Origin of the sequence: Holdemania massiliensis AP2, from assembly GCF_000327285.1 — a bacterium.
Taxonomy (GTDB): Bacteria; Bacillota_I; Bacilli_A; order Erysipelotrichales; family Erysipelotrichaceae; genus Holdemania; species Holdemania massiliensis.
The window spans coordinates 758,546-776,218 of sequence record NZ_HE998567.1 but is presented as its reverse complement, the minus strand read 5'-3'; the positions used below and the strand labels follow the sequence as shown (position 1 = coordinate 776,218).

Annotated in this window: 14 protein-coding genes; 12 read left to right on the top strand and 2 right to left on the bottom strand. The window is 47.3% G+C overall.

From position 1 onward, the window contains the following. Window positions 1-21 precede the first annotated feature (21 nt). The 8 genes from dnaK to BN162_RS03625 all read left to right on the top strand — a co-directional run bounded on the left by dnaK (window position 22) and on the right by BN162_RS03625 (window position 11,558). Window positions 22-1,830 (top strand): molecular chaperone DnaK, encoded by a 1,809-nt coding sequence (gene dnaK / locus BN162_RS03660; RefSeq protein ID WP_020223719.1) that lies wholly within the window; start codon window positions 22-24, stop codon window positions 1,828-1,830. Then, window positions 1,805-3,139 (top strand): polysaccharide deacetylase family protein, encoded by a 1,335-nt coding sequence (locus BN162_RS17665; RefSeq protein WP_020223718.1) that lies wholly within the window; start codon window positions 1,805-1,807, stop codon window positions 3,137-3,139. The genes dnaK and BN162_RS17665 overlap by 26 nt, the downstream gene beginning before the upstream one ends. 17 nt (window positions 3,140-3,156) lie before the next feature. Then, window positions 3,157-4,287, top strand: a complete 1,131-nt coding sequence (gene dnaJ / locus BN162_RS03650; protein ID WP_020223717.1) for a molecular chaperone DnaJ — start codon at window positions 3,157-3,159, stop codon at window positions 4,285-4,287. Window positions 4,288-4,399: 112 nt separating this feature from the next. Continuing rightward, complete coding sequence (locus BN162_RS03645; protein ID WP_020223716.1) at window positions 4,400-6,973, top strand: ATP-dependent Clp protease ATP-binding subunit; 2,574 nt, start codon at window positions 4,400-4,402, stop codon at window positions 6,971-6,973. A 203-nt stretch (window positions 6,974-7,176) separates the two neighbouring features. Beyond that, a complete protein-coding gene (locus BN162_RS18545; protein ID WP_147612135.1) occupies window positions 7,177-7,365 on the top strand; it encodes a hypothetical protein in 189 nt (62 codons plus the stop codon). An 805-nt stretch (window positions 7,366-8,170) separates the two neighbouring features. Further along, the gene (locus BN162_RS03635) at window positions 8,171-9,385 is read left to right on the top strand and encodes a polysaccharide biosynthesis C-terminal domain-containing protein (RefSeq protein ID WP_040451137.1); all 1,215 of its coding nucleotides are present in this window, start codon (window positions 8,171-8,173) and stop codon (window positions 9,383-9,385) included. Further along, complete coding sequence (locus tag BN162_RS03630) at window positions 9,382-10,569, top strand: UDP-N-acetyl glucosamine 2-epimerase (protein WP_020223713.1); 1,188 nt, start codon at window positions 9,382-9,384, stop codon at window positions 10,567-10,569. The genes BN162_RS03635 and BN162_RS03630 overlap by 4 nt, the downstream gene beginning before the upstream one ends. A gap of 116 nt (window positions 10,570-10,685) precedes the next feature. Further along, window positions 10,686-11,558, top strand: a complete 873-nt coding sequence (locus BN162_RS03625; protein ID WP_020223712.1) for a GH25 family lysozyme — start codon at window positions 10,686-10,688, stop codon at window positions 11,556-11,558. A 30-nt stretch (window positions 11,559-11,588) separates the two neighbouring features. On the opposite strand, the gene BN162_RS03620 is transcribed toward BN162_RS03625, so the two are convergent. Then, on the bottom strand, window positions 11,589-11,843 hold the full coding sequence (locus tag BN162_RS03620; RefSeq protein ID WP_020223711.1) for a TfoX/Sxy family protein: 255 nt from the start codon (window positions 11,841-11,843) through the stop codon (window positions 11,589-11,591). A 96-nt stretch (window positions 11,844-11,939) separates the two neighbouring features. Further along, the gene (gene rpsD / locus BN162_RS03615; protein ID WP_020223710.1) at window positions 11,940-12,542 is read right to left on the bottom strand and encodes a 30S ribosomal protein S4; all 603 of its coding nucleotides are present in this window, start codon (window positions 12,540-12,542) and stop codon (window positions 11,940-11,942) included. A gap of 342 nt (window positions 12,543-12,884) precedes the next feature. Here rpsD and BN162_RS03610 point away from each other — a divergent pair, with 342 nt between their 5' ends. The 4 genes from BN162_RS03610 (at window position 12,885) to thiI (ending at window position 17,544) form a co-directional block, all read left to right on the top strand. Then, window positions 12,885-13,322 (top strand): GNAT family N-acetyltransferase, encoded by a 438-nt coding sequence (locus tag BN162_RS03610; protein ID WP_020223709.1) that lies wholly within the window; start codon window positions 12,885-12,887, stop codon window positions 13,320-13,322. A gap of 173 nt (window positions 13,323-13,495) precedes the next feature. After that, window positions 13,496-15,226: a septation ring formation regulator EzrA gene (locus BN162_RS03605; RefSeq protein ID WP_020223708.1), complete on the top strand. Its 1,731-nt coding sequence runs from the start codon at window positions 13,496-13,498 to the stop codon at window positions 15,224-15,226. Beyond that, complete coding sequence (locus BN162_RS03600) at window positions 15,207-16,367, top strand: cysteine desulfurase family protein (protein ID WP_020223707.1); 1,161 nt, start codon at window positions 15,207-15,209, stop codon at window positions 16,365-16,367. The genes BN162_RS03605 and BN162_RS03600 overlap by 20 nt, the downstream gene beginning before the upstream one ends. Continuing rightward, on the top strand, window positions 16,348-17,544 hold the full coding sequence (gene thiI / locus BN162_RS03595; protein ID WP_020223706.1) for a tRNA uracil 4-sulfurtransferase ThiI: 1,197 nt from the start codon (window positions 16,348-16,350) through the stop codon (window positions 17,542-17,544). Before BN162_RS03600 ends, thiI begins: the two co-directional genes overlap by 20 nt. Window positions 17,545-17,673: the final 129 nt, after the last annotated feature.

Sequence of the window (17,673 nt, the reverse complement as noted above, 5' to 3'; positions counted from 1 at the left end):
TAAATAAGGAGGATTTCAATTATGGGAAAGATTATCGGTATTGACTTAGGTACAACCAACAGCTGTGTTGCCGTCATGGAAGGCAATGAAGCCAAAGTAATCACCAATCCGGAAGGCAACCGGACAACGCCGTCCGTTGTCGCTTTTAAGAATAACGAACGGATCGTCGGCGATGCGGCAAAGCGTCAGGTTGTCACCAACAAGGATTCTGTCATTTCAATCAAGCGGAAAATGGGCACGAACGAAAAAGTTCAGCTCAACGGCAAGGAATATACACCGCAGGAAATTTCCGCAATGATCTTAGGTTATATGAAGGATTACGCTGAAAGCTATCTGGGGGAGAAGGTCGACAAGGCGGTCATCACCGTTCCGGCTTACTTCAACGATGCGCAGCGTCAGGCGACCAAAGATGCCGGCAAGATTGCTGGTCTGGAAGTCGAACGAATCATCAACGAACCGACAGCGGCTGCACTGGCCTTCGGTATTGATAAGACCGATAAAGAACAGAAAGTTCTCGTCTTTGACTTAGGCGGCGGAACCTTCGACGTTTCCATCCTGGATCTGGCTGACGGTACATTTGAAGTTTTGGCCACAGCTGGTGACAACCATTTAGGCGGCGATGATTTTGATAACGTCGTTGTTGACTGGATGGCAGATCAGTTCAGAAAAGAAAATGGCATTGATCTGAAACAGGATCGGATGGCGCTGCAGAGAATGAAGGAAGCGGCGGAAAAAGCGAAGAAGGATCTGTCCGGCATGGTTCAGACACAGATTTCCCTGCCGTTTATCAGCGCTGGGGCAGCCGGGCCGCTGCACTTTGAAGCCACATTAACTCGTGCTCAGTTTGATTCCATGACTAAGTCGCTGGTCGACCGCACTGTCATTCCGGTCCGTCAGGCCTTAAAGGATGCCGGTTTAACCAAGAATGATATTGATCAGGTTCTGTTAGTCGGCGGTTCTACCCGAATCCCAGCCGTTCAGGAAGCTGTTCGTCAGGAATTAGGCAAGGAGCCGAACCGTTCTGTCAACCCGGATGAAGTTGTAGCCTTAGGCGCGGCGATCCAGGGCGGCGTCATCAGCGGTGACGTCAAGGATGTTCTGCTGCTGGACGTTACACCGTTAAGCTTAGGTATCGAAACGCTGGGCGGCGTCATGACGGTGCTGATCCCAAGAAATACAACGATCCCAACATCCAAGAGCCAGGTCTTCTCGACGGCAGCGGACAATCAGCCGGCTGTAGACATCCATGTTCTGCAGGGCGAACGTCCAATGGCCAATGATAACAAGACCTTAGGCAACTTCCAGTTAGGCGGAATCGCTCCGGCCCGCCGCGGTGTTCCGCAGATTGAGGTTACCTTTGACATTGACGTTAACGGTATCGTCCATGTTTCCGCAAAAGATAAGGGAACAGGCAAATCCCAGTCGATTACCATCTCCAACTCTTCAGGATTGAGCGATGAAGAAATCGATCGGATGGTACGCGAAGCCGAAGATCACAAGGCTGAAGACGATAAGCGCAAAGAAGAAATCGAATTGAAGAACCGCGCGGAAGCCTTCATCAATCAGATTGACGAAACGCTGAATACGGAAAATGCGAATGTTACAGATCAGCAGAAGGAAGAAGTCAAGAAACTGCGTGATGAACTGCGCACAGCGATTGATAACAATGATATGGATACACTGAGAACCAAGATGGATCAGCTTGAAAAGGCAGCCAACGATATGGCTCAGGCGATGTATCAGCAGCAGGCGGGTGCCCAGGGCGCTGATGCGGGCACAGACGCTCAGGATGACAATGTCGTCGATGCCGACTTCAAGGAAAAGAAATAACAATTCACGCCGCACAAAAATCCTGGTTTCCATACTGGGATTTCTGTGTTTGAGCGTTGCCCTCAGCAGTTGTTCCCGCACCCCCAAGAACAACGCGGATCAGTTGAATGATGCAAGCAGCGCTGTGCTGACGAGTTCCTTGAATGATGAGCAGCTCGCCCATGTCAAAGAGTGCAACGGCCGCCGTGTCAGCAGCGAACAGCCTGTTGAGTTAATGATCATGCAGGACGGTAAGCTGCAGCCCTTCGCCATACTGCAGCCGGGACAGCTAGTCCAGCTTAAAGAAATCAGCGATCCAGATCTGATCACCTCTTCCTATCTTCCGTTAGATCGGATGGATCAGGAGGGCGGGGCGCAGGTTTTGATCGACGCGCTGCAGGTCACACCTTCCGGCAGCTGGCTGAATCCCACCAATCATCTTTTGGAAAGAGATTTTGCGGTGAAGCTGAAGGCCGGTACACGGATGAAAAACGACAATGATGAAACCATTCTGACGACCAGCTCCGAACAGACATGGCTGGTGTATGCAGAGAAAGAAGAAGCTTACGGCGTTGAGCTGCAGGGCCGGATCGTTTGGGTCGACAAGAGTCAGGCTGAGGAAACACTGGAGCGTTCGGGAACCGCTGAAACGGCTGCTACGACCTTGCCGGTTTTGATGTATCACTTCTTTTACAGTGAAGCGGATGGGCAGAGCCGGGACAATGTCAATTACGTTGAAGTTGAAGAATTCCGCGAACAGCTGCAGGCTCTGCAGGACCGTGGCTATGTTGCGTTAACGATGCGCGAAGTAGAAATGATGATGAAGGGCTGGGCGGATGTGCCGGAAAAAGCGATTGCGATTACAATCGACGACGGTGACCCGACTGTCTATCAATATGCTTATCCTGTGCTGAAGGAATTTGGCTATAACGCCACGTTATTTCTGATTACCGGCTGGATGAATCCGCAGCTGCCGTATGAGTTTTTCCAGATGCGGGAAGATGGCCTGGAACTCCAGTCCCACTCCTTCTTAATGCACCAGGGTGGATGCAAGGCAGGCCATGGCGGACGATTGTTATGCGTTGATTCTGAGGAAGGCGTGAACGATACCCGACAATCGTTGGAATATGTGGATGGCGGCTTTGTCTACTGTTACCCATTTGGCGATGTCAACGATCACGCAGTAGAAATTTTAAAGGAAGCTGGGGTTCAGCTGGCTTTTACGACAGAATATGGTAAAATAAAACCCGGAATGGATTTATACAGGCTGCCGCGAATCCGGGTTACCGGCGGTGCGGGCCTGGATCGATTCATAAAAAGTGTAGAGTAGCAGGAGGGTGATGTTTTATGAGTGAAAAGCGTGATTATTATGAAGTCCTGGGCATCAGCAAAGGCGCTTCTGATGATGAAATAAAAAAAGCCTATCGCAAGCTGGCTAAAAAGTACCATCCGGATGTCAACAAGGAGCCGGGCGCGGAAGAAAAGTTTAAGGAAGTCAATGAGGCCTATGAGGTTCTCAGCGATCCGCAGAAACGCTCGACCTACGATCAGTTTGGTCATGCCGGCATGGATGGCATGGGCGCCGGCGGGTTCGGCGGTGGTTTCAGCAGCGGCGGATTTGACGATCTGAACGATATCTTTGGTTCATTCTTTGGCGGCGGTTTTGGCGGGGGCGGATCAGCTCGCCGTTCCAATGGCCCGCGCAAGGGTCAGGATCGCTACATGCAGATGAAGATCAGCTTCATGGATGCAATTTTCGGCAAGACGGAAACGATTACGATTGACGTCGATGAACAATGTTCGCAATGCATGGGAACCGGCGCGCATTCCAAAGATGACGTCACTGTCTGTCCGACCTGCCATGGCTCAGGAACGGTAGTTACCCAGCAGCGCACACCGTTTGGCGTATTCCAGTCCCAAAGCGTCTGCCCGGACTGCGGCGGCACCGGCAAGAAAATCCGCAAGAAATGTTCCAAGTGCGGCGGCAAGGGTTATGAGCATAAGCGCGTGAGCGTGGACGTCAAGATCCCGGCCGGGATCCAGTCTGGTCAGCAGCTGCGTGTTTCCGGAAAAGGGGAACGTGGCGCTAACGGCGGACCGAACGGCGATCTGTATATCGAGATTATGGTCATGAAGCATGATTATTTCGTGCGTGATGGCCGCAACATCTTTATTACGATTCCAATTTCCTCTGTCGATGCGACATTAGGCTGCTCGGTCGATGTGCCGACGGTTTACGGCGATGTGGAGCTGTCGATTCCTTCCGGAACACAGAACGGCCAGCAGTTCAGGCTGAAAGGCAAAGGCGTCAAGGATCTGCGCGGTTCCGGTCAGGGCGATCAGTTAGTGGAAGTCAAGATTGAGATTCCGAAGAAGCTCAGCGGCGAAGAAAAAGACATGTATGAAAAGCTGCGCAAACTGCAGGCCAAAGGCGGCAAGGAATCGGTCTTCGATAAATTCAAAAAGGCTTTTAAATAAACGTCCTAAAGGGTTTGATATAGACGAACCCTTTTCTTAAAAATTTTGTTTAGCACTCTATTGACTAGAGTGCTAAAAGTGATATACTAACGATGACAAGGAGGGACATCCTATGAATATTGATCAGATGACAGAACGCCTGCAGCGGATCCTGATGGAAGCGATCCAGCTGGCGCAGGCCCAGGGACAAAGCGAACTGAATGTTGAGCATTGCCTGAAAGCCATTTTTGAAGATGATGGAATCGACGGATTATGGCAGCGGCTGAATCAGGATAAACAGCGGACGCTGCAGATCATCGACAGTTATATGAAACGGCTGCCTTCCAGCACTTCTGCAGCCCAGCCGAATCTCTCACGCGAGGTGCAGCAGGCCTATCAGGAAGCGCTGAAGTGGAGTCAGGCTCATGAAGAAACGTATATGAGCTCAGTGGCGTTTCTGATTGGCTTGCTGTTCGGCGGCAGCGCCGTCGCCAAGGCGATTCTGGAAGCGACAGGCATTACGCGAAAAGCGCTTGAAAAAGCGGAAGAAGAAAGACGAGGTGGAATGAAGATGACAGAACAAAACGCAGAAAATCAACTCGATGCCCTGCAGAAATATGGCCATGATTTAGTTGAAGATGTCAAGAGCGGAAAGATCGATCCAGTTATCGGCCGGGATGAAGAAATCCGGCGGGTCATTCAGATCTTATCGCGAAAGACGAAGAATAATCCAGTTTTGATCGGTGAGCCGGGCGTCGGCAAAACCGCGATTGTTGAGGGTATCGCTTGGCGGATCATGAATGGCGACGTCCCGTTTGGCTTAAAGGAAAAGAAGCTGATTGAATTGGATATGGGAGCGTTGATTGCCGGAGCGAAATACCGCGGTGAATTTGAGGAACGGCTGAAAGCCGTGCTCAATGAGGTCAAGCAGGCTGACGGCAACATTATCCTGTTCATTGATGAGATTCACAATCTGGTCGGAGCGGGCAAGACGGAAGGGTCCATGGATGCCGCCAATCTGCTGAAGCCGATGCTGGCGCGAGGAGAGTTAAAATGTATTGGGGCTACGACGTTTGATGAATACCGCAAGTACATTGAAAAGGATGCCGCACTGGAGCGTCGATTCCAGAAGGTTCAGGTCGATGAACCGTCGGTAGAAGATACAATTTCGATTCTGCGGGGCTTAAAGGATCGGTTCGAGAGCTATCATGGCGTACAGATTTTAGATGAAGCGATCATTGCCGCAGCGACATTGTCTAATCGGTATATCACGGACCGGTTCTTGCCGGACAAAGCGATTGACTTAGTCGATGAAGCTTGCGCATCCCTGCGGGTGGAGATGGATTCCATGCCAACCGAACTGGATGAGCTGATGCGGCGGATCATGCAGCTGGAAATTGAAGAAACTGCACTGAAGAAGGAAACGGATGCCAAGACGCTGCAGCGGTTAGAAGAATTGCGTAAGGAACTGGCGGATCTGAAAGAGGAAAAGGAAATCAAATACAACCAATGGCAGCAGGAAAAGCGGAAGCTGGACGAAGCCAAGGGGTATAAGGAGCAGCTGGAAAAAGCCCGTTTGGATTTCACTCAGGCGCAGAACGAAGCCCGCTATGAGGAAGCGGCCAAGCTGCAGTATGATACGATTCCAACCTTAGAACGGAAGATCCGCGAAGCGGCGCAGAGCAAGAAAGAAAAACACATGATTCAGGAGATCGTTGATGAGGAACAGATCGCGAAGGTCGTTTCCCGCTGGACGCACATTGAGGTCAGCAAGCTGATTGAAACCGAACGTCAGAAGCTTCTGCATCTGCAGGATGCTTTGGCGCAGCGGGTTATCGGTCAGGATGGCGCACTGGAATTGGTCACCGAAGCAATTCTGCGGTCAAAAGCGCAGATTCAGGATGAAAACCGGCCGATCGGTTCGTTCCTGTTCTTAGGTCCAACCGGCGTTGGTAAGACAGAGGTTGCCAAGGCTTTGGCTGAACAGCTGTTTGACGATGAATCCAAGATCATCCGCATTGATATGAGTGAATACATGGAGAAACACAGCGTATCGCGGCTGATCGGTGCGCCTCCGGGATATGTCGGTTACGATGAGGGCGGCCAGCTGACAGAGGCGGTGCGCAGAAAACCCTATTCTATCGTACTTTTAGATGAAGTCGAAAAAGCCCATCCGGATGTCTTCAACATCCTGCTTCAGATTCTGGATGATGGCCGGATTACCGATAACAAGGGTGTGACGGTTGATTTCAAGAATACGCTGATTATCATGACGAGCAACTTAGGCTCTCAATATGCCTTTGATCACGATAAGGTTGAGCGTAACCGTCATTACATGGATGAAGTACACAAATATTTCAAACCGGAATTCGTGAATCGGATTGATGAGATCATCGTCTTCAATGCCCTGAACAATGAAGTTCTGGTTAAGATCGCGGATAAGTTCCTGAACGAACTGGCAGGCCGGTTGGCGAAGAAGGATATCGTTCTGGAAGTCAGCGACGCAGCGAAAGCGAAGATCGTTGAATTAGGTGTTGATCCAGTCTTCGGAGCACGTCCGATGAAGCGTCATATCCAAAGAACAATTGAAACCCTGATTGCCAAAAAGATGATTGAGCGCGGCAATGAAGGCAACTGCACGATGAGGGTCGACGTTGAAAATGAACAGTATGTCCTGCACGTCATTGAAAATCCAGAAGTCATTTAACCTCAAAAGGTCGGAAAAATCCGGCCTTTTTTATTTGGCTTCATAGTTATTAAAGTTTAGAATCACTAACCATTCATGACATAAATCGTGTCGTTGATGACAGCATTTATTCTAATAGTGTAAAAAAATCACACTTTTTGATGTGAAAAAAAATGAAATAAGTAAGCGACTAGTAAAAGTAGTAGAGGAATGAAGGTGAAATTATGAGTATAGTTTATGAAAAAAGTATTTCTTCCAAATATAGAAAATATTGCGAACAAATATCAGAGCTAAGCAAACCATTCAGTGAGTATTCTTTAAAGACTAATGAATTTTTAATAAGAGATAAATCTAAAACTAAGAAATGGGACTTTGCAAATGATATGTACCCAGAATCCTGGACACATATTTGAACTAGACGGAACACATGGATGCTTCTCTGTATTTTACAGGAGGCATCCATTTTGTTTTTGCCTGAATTCTTTTATTGTTATAATAAATTCCAAAGAAGGAATGGGATTCTAAAATTTATTCATTTACTATTGATTATCTACTAGATGAATTAAAAAGAACGACTAAAAAAATACAAGAACTACATTAAAAAGAAAAATTAGAAAGCTTGTAGATGAATTTGTTGAAGAGATTGGTAATGATCAAGCATATTTTGATAAAGCTCGTGTATTAAATGTATTAGGAGATAGTAAGAAAGATCAAGAATTAATTTTGAAAATGGGTTTAAACACCTTAAAAGTATGTCCTAAGTGTGCACTTCTTATGTATGATAAGTTTTTTAAGAGAGGGGAATACAAAGAAGCTGCACAGTTACTAAGAAAATGTTGCATTGACGCTTTTATTCCTCAATCAAGCATTAATAGTGGGTATTCTTTTTTGCTTTCTGCTCTAAGTAAAATATCAAGTTTATTCTATGAACATCAAGATGATTCTTTTGAAAATAATAAAAGTGTAATCTTAGATATTTAAAGAGATTTCAATTCGTTGCTCGCAAATACAAAAGATAATGATTATATTGAAACTGCAAAAACTGCTATTAAAATTGTAGAGGCACAGACTGATATTGAATACCCATATTCCAATTTTAATAATCAATATGAGTATTAATTTATGATATTAATAAGCAACAATAAATGAGGCTTAAAAATAATTTCTTGAATCCAAGTTAATCCAATAGTACAATATCAACATGATAGGCGGTGTAGAATGAACATACTAGTTACAGGGGCCAAGGGCATGGTAGGAACTGCCCTGGTTGCCAATCTGAAGAATATCAAGGAGAATAAGAACCGGACGCGCCCGGATTTAAAGATCGATGAGATCTATGAATACGATCGGGAATCCACGTTGGAAGAACTAGAAGTGTACTGTGAGAAAGCTGATTTTGTATTTCATCTGGCTGGCGTCAATCGTCCGCAGGATCCGGCTGAATTCATGCTGGGAAACTTCGGCTTCACTTCGACATTATTAGAACTGTTGAAAAAACACCGGAACAAAGCGACGATCATGCTGAGTTCATCAATTCAAGCGACATTGGCAGGAAGATTTGGGGAATCGGAGTATGGCAAGAGCAAGAAAGCCGGGGAAGAACTATTTTTTCAATATGCTGAAGAAACGGGGGCTAAGGTTGCTGTGTATCGATTTCCGAACTTAATGGGACATAGCCGGCCAAAATACAATTCAGCGGTATCAACGTTCTGCTGGGCTGTGGCAAATGATGAGGCATTTACGGTCAATGACCGAACAACGGAGCTGGAGCTGCTGTACATCGACGATCTGATTGAAGGCATGTCTGATCTTCTTGAAGGAAAAGAACAGCATTGTGAATTTGAGGGTGTAGAAACGATCTTAAAGGAGGATGGACGCTATTGTTGTGTGCCGGTGACGCATAGCGTCACGCTGGGGGAGATTGTTGATTTACTGGAACAATTTAAAGCCCAGCCGGAAACGTTGATGATGCCGAAGATGCCGGAAGGTTCCTTTGCCAAAAAGCTTTACAGCTTGTATCTAACTTATTTGCCAACAGAGAAGTTCAAATATGCATTGAAGATGAACTGCGACGCGCGCGGGAGCTTTACAGAACTCATGCATACGTTGGACTGCGGTCAGGTCAGTGTGAATATCAGTAAGCCGGGTATTACCAAGGGTCAGCATTGGCATAACAGTAAATGGGAACTGTTCATTGTCGTCGCGGGTCATGGCTTGATCCAGGAGCGGAATATCCATACAGGAGAACTCGTTGAATTTGAAGTGTCGGGAGAGAAGATTGAAGCGGTAACGATGATTCCAGGCTGGACGCATAACATCATCAATCTGTCTGAAACCGAGAATTTGGTGACCGTGATGACATGCAATGAGATCTTCAATCCAGAAAGACCCGATACCTTTTTTGAAGAAGTAGTAATGAGGGAAGCAGAATGAGTGAAATCAGAACCGATTATTCTTCCATCCATTTTCAGGATAATGGAAAATTAAAGCTTTTAATTATCGTGGGTACCCGTCCGGAGATCATCCGCTTAGCCGCGGTGATCAATAAATGCCGGAAGTATTTCGATGTGGTTTTAGCACATACCGGACAGAATTATGACTACACGCTCAATGGAATCTTCTTTGAAAATCTGAAGATTGCGGATCCGGAAGTCTATATGGACGCAGTAGGAGATGACCTGGGGGCGACGGTAGGCAACATTATTCACTGTTCCTACAAGCTGATGAGTCAGATCCGACCGGAAGCGTTATTGATTTTGGGGGATACCAATTCCTGTTTATCCGCGATTGCGGCGAAGCGCCTGCATATCCCGATCTTTCATATGGAAGCCGGGAATCGCTGTAAGGATGAGTGCCTGCCGGAAGAAACAAACCGCCGGATCGTCGATATCATTTCGGATGTCAATCTGGCGTATTCCGAACATGCGCGGAAGTATCTGCATGAATGCGGCCTGCCGAAGGAGCGGGTGTATGTGACCGGTTCGCCGATGGCGGAGGTGCTGCATCAAAATCTGAATGACATTGAAAGCTCAACAATCTTGGAAAAGCTGAACTTACAGCCGCATGGCTATATTTTACTTTCCGCCCATCGGGAAGAGAATATCGATACGGAAAAGAACTTCCTTTCGTTATTTAACGCGATTAATAGAATGGCCGAAAAATATGATATGCCGATTTTATATTCCTGTCATCCGCGTTCCCGCAACCGTTTGAAAGCGTCAGGGTTTAAACTGGATCCGCGTGTCATTCAGCACGAGCCGCTAGGCTTTCATGACTACAATCACCTGCAGATGAACGCGTTTGCAGTAGTATCCGATTCAGGCACACTGCCGGAGGAAAGCAGCTTCTTTACCAGCGTGGGTCATCCGTTTCCTGCAGTCTGCATCCGGACATCCACAGAAAGACCGGAAGCCTTAGATAAAGCCTGCTTTGTCTTAGCGGGGATCGATGAAAGATCTTTACTTCAGGCCGTCGATACCGCCGTGGAAATGAACTTATCGGGAGATGTGGGGATTCCGGTTCCCGATTATGTTGAAGAAAATGTCAGTACCAAAGTGGTGAAGATTATTCAGAGCTATGTGGGCGTGATTAACAAAATGGTGTGGCGGGTATCGTAAGAATACTCACTGCACCTTTTTTTGTTTTCTAGCAAATTAGGAACATGCGCCAGAGCGTCTCCTTGAGCAGGAATAAACTAGATTACCGGACAATCCGGGAAGAAAGGAGGAAGCGTATGAGAGTGATTGATATCAGTCAGCATAACGGAGATGTAGATTTCCGTCAAGTCCGCGCATCGGGAGTGGAAGCTGTGATGCTGCGGTCAAGCTGGGGGCATTTTGTTGAAGATCTGCGGTTTCGAGAAAATGTTCGGAAATGCAATGATGCGGGTCTACCCTATGGCCTTTATCATTACAGCTATGCTCTGAATGAATCAGAAATGATGCATGAAGCTGAAGGTTTGATTGCACTGGCAAGGCAGTTTTCACCACGCATGCCTGTGGCCTTGGACATGGAAGATGCCGATGGGTATAAAGAACGCAACGGAACGCTTTACAACAAAGCTCTGAACACAGAAATCTGCCGCTATACATGCCAACGGGTTGAAGAAGCGGGATTTTATCCCATGGTTTATGCCAATCTCGATTGGTTTCGCAATAAACTGATTTTAAGTCAGCTGGATCGTTATGATCGCTGGCTGGCGCAATGGAATACCAATGGGCCTTCGCTGCCCTGCGGCATGTGGCAATATACAAGCAATGGATCTGTACCCGGCGTACCCGGTCGATGTGATCTGAATAATGCGTATAAAAACTATCCGGTGATTATTGGCGAGAATGAAGAGGGGGGACAGAATATTCAGTGGATTAATCCGTATGTGACAGTTCAGGTTGTGCGCGGTGTCGGCAGCCGTAATATCTATTATGTGCGCAATGCTGTCATTTCAGGAACTGTGATTGCTGAGTTGAAGCCCGGAGAGAGTTTGCCTGTGGACATGATCAGCGCCACCGTTTTATCCGATGGGTTTAAATGGATCAAAGTCGATCTGGGACAAGGGGTTGTTGGCTATATGCAGGTGGATCTGGATTACCTGCGGTTCTTAATTTAAAAAGCGAATCTCAAAAGATTCGCATGATGCCTATTTGTAAACAGAAAAGAAATCTTTGAGCTCGGCCTTTTTATCCGGGCTGAGCTCGGTTTTTTTAATCCCTTCAACAGCGCCTTCCAAAGCGGTTAACCGATGCAGACAAGCGGAAGGATCTATAGCGCGAATCTTCAGCCAGGCTTGTTGTGCCCCAAGCTCCTTTAATTCATCTGCAGTCATGATCCCCACTTCATTTAACTGACGCTCTAATTCCTTGCCGATATTCGGTAATTTTGATAACTCACCCATGTTTTACCTTCTTTCTTTGCTTTCAGTGTAGCTGAACTAGGCGAGGAAAACAAGCAGGAACACAAAAAAAGCCTTGCAATGAAGGCTTTCCTTGACTTATCGGTTGTAGTATTCGACAACCAGCAGTTCGTTGATTTCCTGATTCAGTTCGTTCCGTTCCGGCAGGCGCACATAAGTGCCTTTTTTGTTTTCTTTATCGACCGTAACGAAAGCGACCGTGTTCAGCGTGGCTTCCAGCGCATCAGCGATGCAGGCCATCGACTTTGACTTTTCTTTCACTTCAACCGTGGAACCCGGCTTTACTGTGAAGGAAGGGATGTCGACTTTCTTGCCGTTAACCAGGATATGACCATGGTTGACTAACTGACGTGCAGCCCGGCGAGTTCTGGCGAAGCCCATGCGGTAAACGATGTTGTCCAGACGGGATTCCAGCAGGCACAGGAAGTTGTGGCCCTTAACGCCAGCCATCTTTTCAGCCTTAACGTAAGTGTTGGCGAACTGACGTTCATTAACACCATACATGTTTCTGATTCTCTGCTTTTCACGCAGCTGAGTGCCGTAGTTGCTCAGCTTGATGCGCTTTGTCGGTCCATGCTGACCTGGCGCATAAGTGCGGCGCTGCAGTTCCTCGCCTGTTTCCAGAATCGAGAAGCCCAAACGACGGGAAATTTTCCAAACGGGTCCAGTATTTCTTGCCATTTTAATTCCTCCTTGTGTGTTTTATGGCACATAAAACAACAACAGGTACAAATCATTGACGCAGGGTGTTGGTAGACGGCAGTTTCGCTTGAAGCAGCAAGTTACTTCTGCTCTGGATTGGAGTCCAGTACCAACGCCGGTTGCGCAACTTTGTAAGCTGCTATTATTAAACGCTAGGTAAGTATAGCAGACTTAACGGCTTTCTGTCAATTGGAAAATGAAATAATTCCCTTTATCTAAAGGCGTTTTGTACAATTGAAAGTTGCATTGTAAAGCCTGACCCGATTATAATTAAAAAAGAAAGCAAATCGCAGCAATAGAGGAAGGAAAGCAGGCAGGAAGATGAAGTTTACTGAAATTGAACCTCAGAATTACAGACAGGCTTGTGCGTTAAGCGTAAAGCCCCAACAGCAAGGATATTTGAGCAGTGCACCGATGATCTTAGCCCGTGCTTATGCTTTTCAGCAGCAGAACAGTCAAGTATGGCTGATCGAAGAGAAGGAAGAAGCGGTTGGCATCATCATGATTCGCGAAGCGGATCAAGGTCAAACGATCGTGTTGGATCAGTTCTTCATTGATCAATGTTTTCAAGGCAGAGGCTATGGCCGCAGAACGATGGAACAACTGCTCCAGAAACTGCGAAAGTCGAAGGCCAAGCAAATTGTTTTGTGTTGTCGGGAAGCTGATCAGATCGCGCAGAGGTTGTATCGGTCGCTGGGTTTTGTGGAAACAGGCGAGCGGGATGAGGATGAAATTCTGTTTTCGCTTAACTGGGATTGAAATCTGTGATGGCTTGTTTTTTGACAGGACACGGAACGGAAACCAAAGGTTTAAAATAGTAAAGTAAGGGTGAATTCGTAAAAATCGACGTCAGGAAGTTATCAAAAAGCGATATTTTAACCTATGAGAGTTTGTCGCTTTATGATAAAATAAGAACTAAGAGGTGGTATGCGTTGGAGAAGGTATTGGAAATTCTGACTCGGAAAGAAGTGATCATCGCAATGGTGGTCATTCTTGTTATATTTATAATCTGGTTTATCGTAAGAAAAGTAAAGATTAAAAATTGCAAGGCACAGCTGTCGGAATTGGAAGTTCGTTACAATTCGATTAAAAGTGTTCCGCTGCCGTTTAAGCTGAATAAAGCGGTGGCGATTGCCCGTGTTAATCAGGAAACGATGACGCAGGTCACGCACTGCAAGGATGACTTTGAATTGGCGCAGGCAAATTTAAAGCAAATTGCCCAGATGCTGGCCGATACGGAAGATATGATTTTAGTCGGCAAGCTAAAGGATGCCCGGATTAATCTGGATGATCTGGACAACATGATGGAGCTGGGTGAAGAACAGGTTCATCAGCTGGAAGCCTTCCTCGATAAGATTCTGGAAAAAGAAACCGCGCAGCGGGCGGAAGTTACGCAGATGAAAGAAGAATTCCGCACCTTGAAGCTGCAGGCGCAGGAAAAGAGCGCGCAGCTCTCATTCTGTTGGGAAACGATTGAAAATCGGATTGCCGCCACAGAGAAGATGTTCTCCGCTTTTGAGGAATGGATGTATGCTTCTGAATTTGAGAAAGCCTCAGAGGAACTGGAAGAAATCCGTGAAGCGCTGGAGGACCTGAGCGATATCATCAACAATCTGCCGCAGCTGCTTCAGGAAGCCCGCGGCCTGATTCCGAATTTGATCGACGAAGTTTCGCGCAGCTACTCGATGCAGAAACAAAAAGGCGTATATTTACATCATTTGGAGGTGCCGCGCAATCTGGAAGTGATCAGCGAAACGCTGAAAGAAGATCTCGCCGCCCTGAAGCAGGGAACGGCGGTGCATATTCGCGCACATTTGGATGAAGATAAAAAACGGCTCAGCCAGCTGCTGGCGCAGATTGAAAAAGAAGGCCAGAGTTATGATGAAATGCGCCAGGCCGAGGAAAAAGCCGAAAAGACCGTAATGCAGCTGAAGGAAAACAGTCAGTATGTTCGTCAGCTGGTAGCGAAAGTTTCAGTGCGGTTTGGGATTGAAGATCTCAGCGATCAGATTCGGGTGCGCGAACAGCGGATTATTGAAATTGAAGATCTGCGCGTCAAGATTATGCAGATGATCAAGGGCAATTCCGTTCCGGCTTCGACGATTCTAATTTCATTAAAAGAACTGCAGCAGGAAGCGGAAGCGGTACTGACCGAAGTCAATCAGCTGAAAGCCCGGCTGGACAGCGCCTGCAGCGATGAGGCCCGCGGCAAGAAACAGCTGCTGAAGCTGCAGCTGATCATGAATGAGATGCAGGTGAAAATCCGCAAGAACAAACTGCCGGCGATTTCCGCAACGTATGAAGGGGATTTGGCAAGAGCGGTGGAATATGTCCGCTCCATTGAAGATCTGCTGACGGATACGCCGCTGAACGTACAGTTGATGAATGCCACGCTCAATGATGCGATTGATTATATTTACAAGCTCTACAACAATGTCAACAACCTTGTTGCAATGGCGATTATGGTTGAGAATACGATTGTTTTCGGAAACAAATACCGTTCCACCTATCCGGATATTGACTCGGAACTGACCCGCGCCGAACTGTGCTTCCGCAATGGCGAATACACCCAGGCACTGACTGTGGCGCTGGCAACGATTGAAAGAATTCATCCGGGTTCGTATGAGAAGCTGATAAAGGAGAATGCGCAAAGTGCTGCCTGAGAATGCCATTTATTTTGATAATGCCAGTACGACGCCGGTGCATCCGGAAGTCCGCAGGCTGGTTAACTCGCTGTTGGAAACCTCATTTGCCAACAGCGAATCTCTGTATGATGAGGGAATGGAAATTTATCGCTTGATGGAAAAGAGCCGTTCGCAGATTGCTGCGCTGTTAAAAGTTCAGCCGCAGGAAATTCTGTTTACCAGCGGGGCCAGTGAGGCCAACAACATGGCGATCAAGGGCGCAGCGTTTGCGGCATTAGGCAAAAAAAATCATCTGATTACCACCAAGGTTGAGCATTCCAGCGTAACCAATGCCATGCATCAGCTGGAGGAGGTATTTGGTTTTGAAGTCACGTGGCTGGATGTGGATGAACGCGGCGTTGTTCGGCTGGATCAGTTAAAACAGGCGCTGAGCGAAAAAACAGCGTTAGTTTCAATTATGGCGGTCAACAATGAAGTTGGCAGTGTCATGCCGCTGGAAGAGATAAAACAAATTGTGAAAAAAAACAGTCATGCACTGCTGCATATCGACTGCGTTCAGGCGTTGAAGCGCATCGATCTCGATCTCAGTCAGGTCGATCTGGCCAGTTTTTCTGCCCATAAGATTGAAGGGCTGAAGGGCAGCGGAATTCTGATGAAAAAGCAGCATGTCAATCTGGTGCCGATCATCAGCGGTGGTCAGCAGGAACAGGGACTGCGCGGAGGGACGGCCAATTCGGTAGCCAATATTGCTTTGGCCAAGACACTGCGATTGGCTTTGGAAGAACAGGTTCATTACCGCGAAGTGACAGGCCGGCTGAATAAGCGGATGCGCGAAGGGCTGGCGCAGCTGCCTGAAATCGAGGTGAACAGTCCGATGGATGGGGTTGGCGCGATCTTAAACTTTTCATGCAAAACGATTCCTTCGGAAGTCATGATGAATGCGCTGAACAGCCGGAACATCTGTGTTTCTGCCCAGAGCACCTGTTCCAGCAAGTCAAAAACGCCCTCCCACGTCTTAGTGGCGATGGGGTTGAGCGAACAGCGTGCTTTATCCAGCATTCGCTGCAGTTTTTCCAGCCGCAACACACCGGAAGAAGTCGATCGATTTCTGCGGGAACTCAAGGAGATACTACATAAATATGGAACACATTCAATATGATCACATTTTAGTGCGCTATGGCGAACTGTCGACGAAAGGAAAAAACCGCAAGGATTTTATCAAAAAGCTGACGGATAACATTCGAGCTTCGTTGAGCGCTTATGACAAACTGACCTATGAACGGACCTTTGACCGGTTATATATCCATCTTCATGGAACCCAGCCGGAGGAAATCTGTACGATTCTGAAAGAGATTTTCGGTCTGAGCTCGTTTTCACTTTGTCTGAAAATCCGGTCTGACCTGGATGCGATTGTGGAAACCGGCTTTCAGGTTGCGATGGAGCGGGGGCAGGGGACGTTCAAGGTCGAAACCCGCCGTCATGACAAGAAATTTCCGCTGATCAGCGATCAGATCAATCGCGCAGTCGCAACGAAAATCCTAAAAGAAAGCGAAATGAAGGTGGATGTTCATCATCCGGATCTGCGGATCGGCATTGAAGTCCGAGAGGAATTCACTTACGTGATGGCTGATACTGTCAAAGGGGCAGGCGGCTATCCGGTAGGCATGGGCGGCAAAGCGCTGTTAATGCTTTCGGGGGGAATTGATTCCCCCGTTGCCGGTTATTTAACCATGAAGCGCGGTGTTGAAATTGAATGCATTCACTATGCCTCTCCACCGTATACCTCCAGCAGCGCTCAGAAGAAAGTGCTGGATCTGGCCGGCATCATTTCCAAGTATCAGGGCCGCATCAAAGTCCACTTCATCCCGTTTACCGATCTGCAGCTGGCGATTTACAAGCATTGTGATGAAAGCTATGCAATCACCATTATGCGCCGGATGATGTATCGGATTGCACAGCGAGTGGCTCAGAAATATAAATGTCTGGCGATCGTCAACGGAGAAAGCATCGGCCAGGTAGCCTCGCAGACGCTGGAAAGCATGCAGACGATCAACCAGGTCATTGATATGCCGGTCATCCGGCCAGTGGTCACCTATGATAAGCTGGAAATCATCGACCTTGCCCGACGCATCAATACGTATGAGACGTCAATTCTGCCGTTTGAAGACTGCTGTACTATTTTCACACCGAAAAACCCGGTGACAAAGCCGCATCCGGAGAAGGCGGAGAAGATGGAAGTGGGCTGGGATTTTGAAACCTTAATCGATGAATGCATTGAAAAAATGGAAACGGTTATAGTAACGCCGGCAACGTCCCAGGAAGACGATTTATTTTAAAGAACCGAAGCTGCAATCAAACCGGGAATCTGAAAAAGAATCCCGGTTTTTTCCATTTCTTCCCAAAGGGTAAAATTTATTTCTTTGAATGCTGAAAGATCAATTCAGCCATACTGTTAGTGAGGTGAG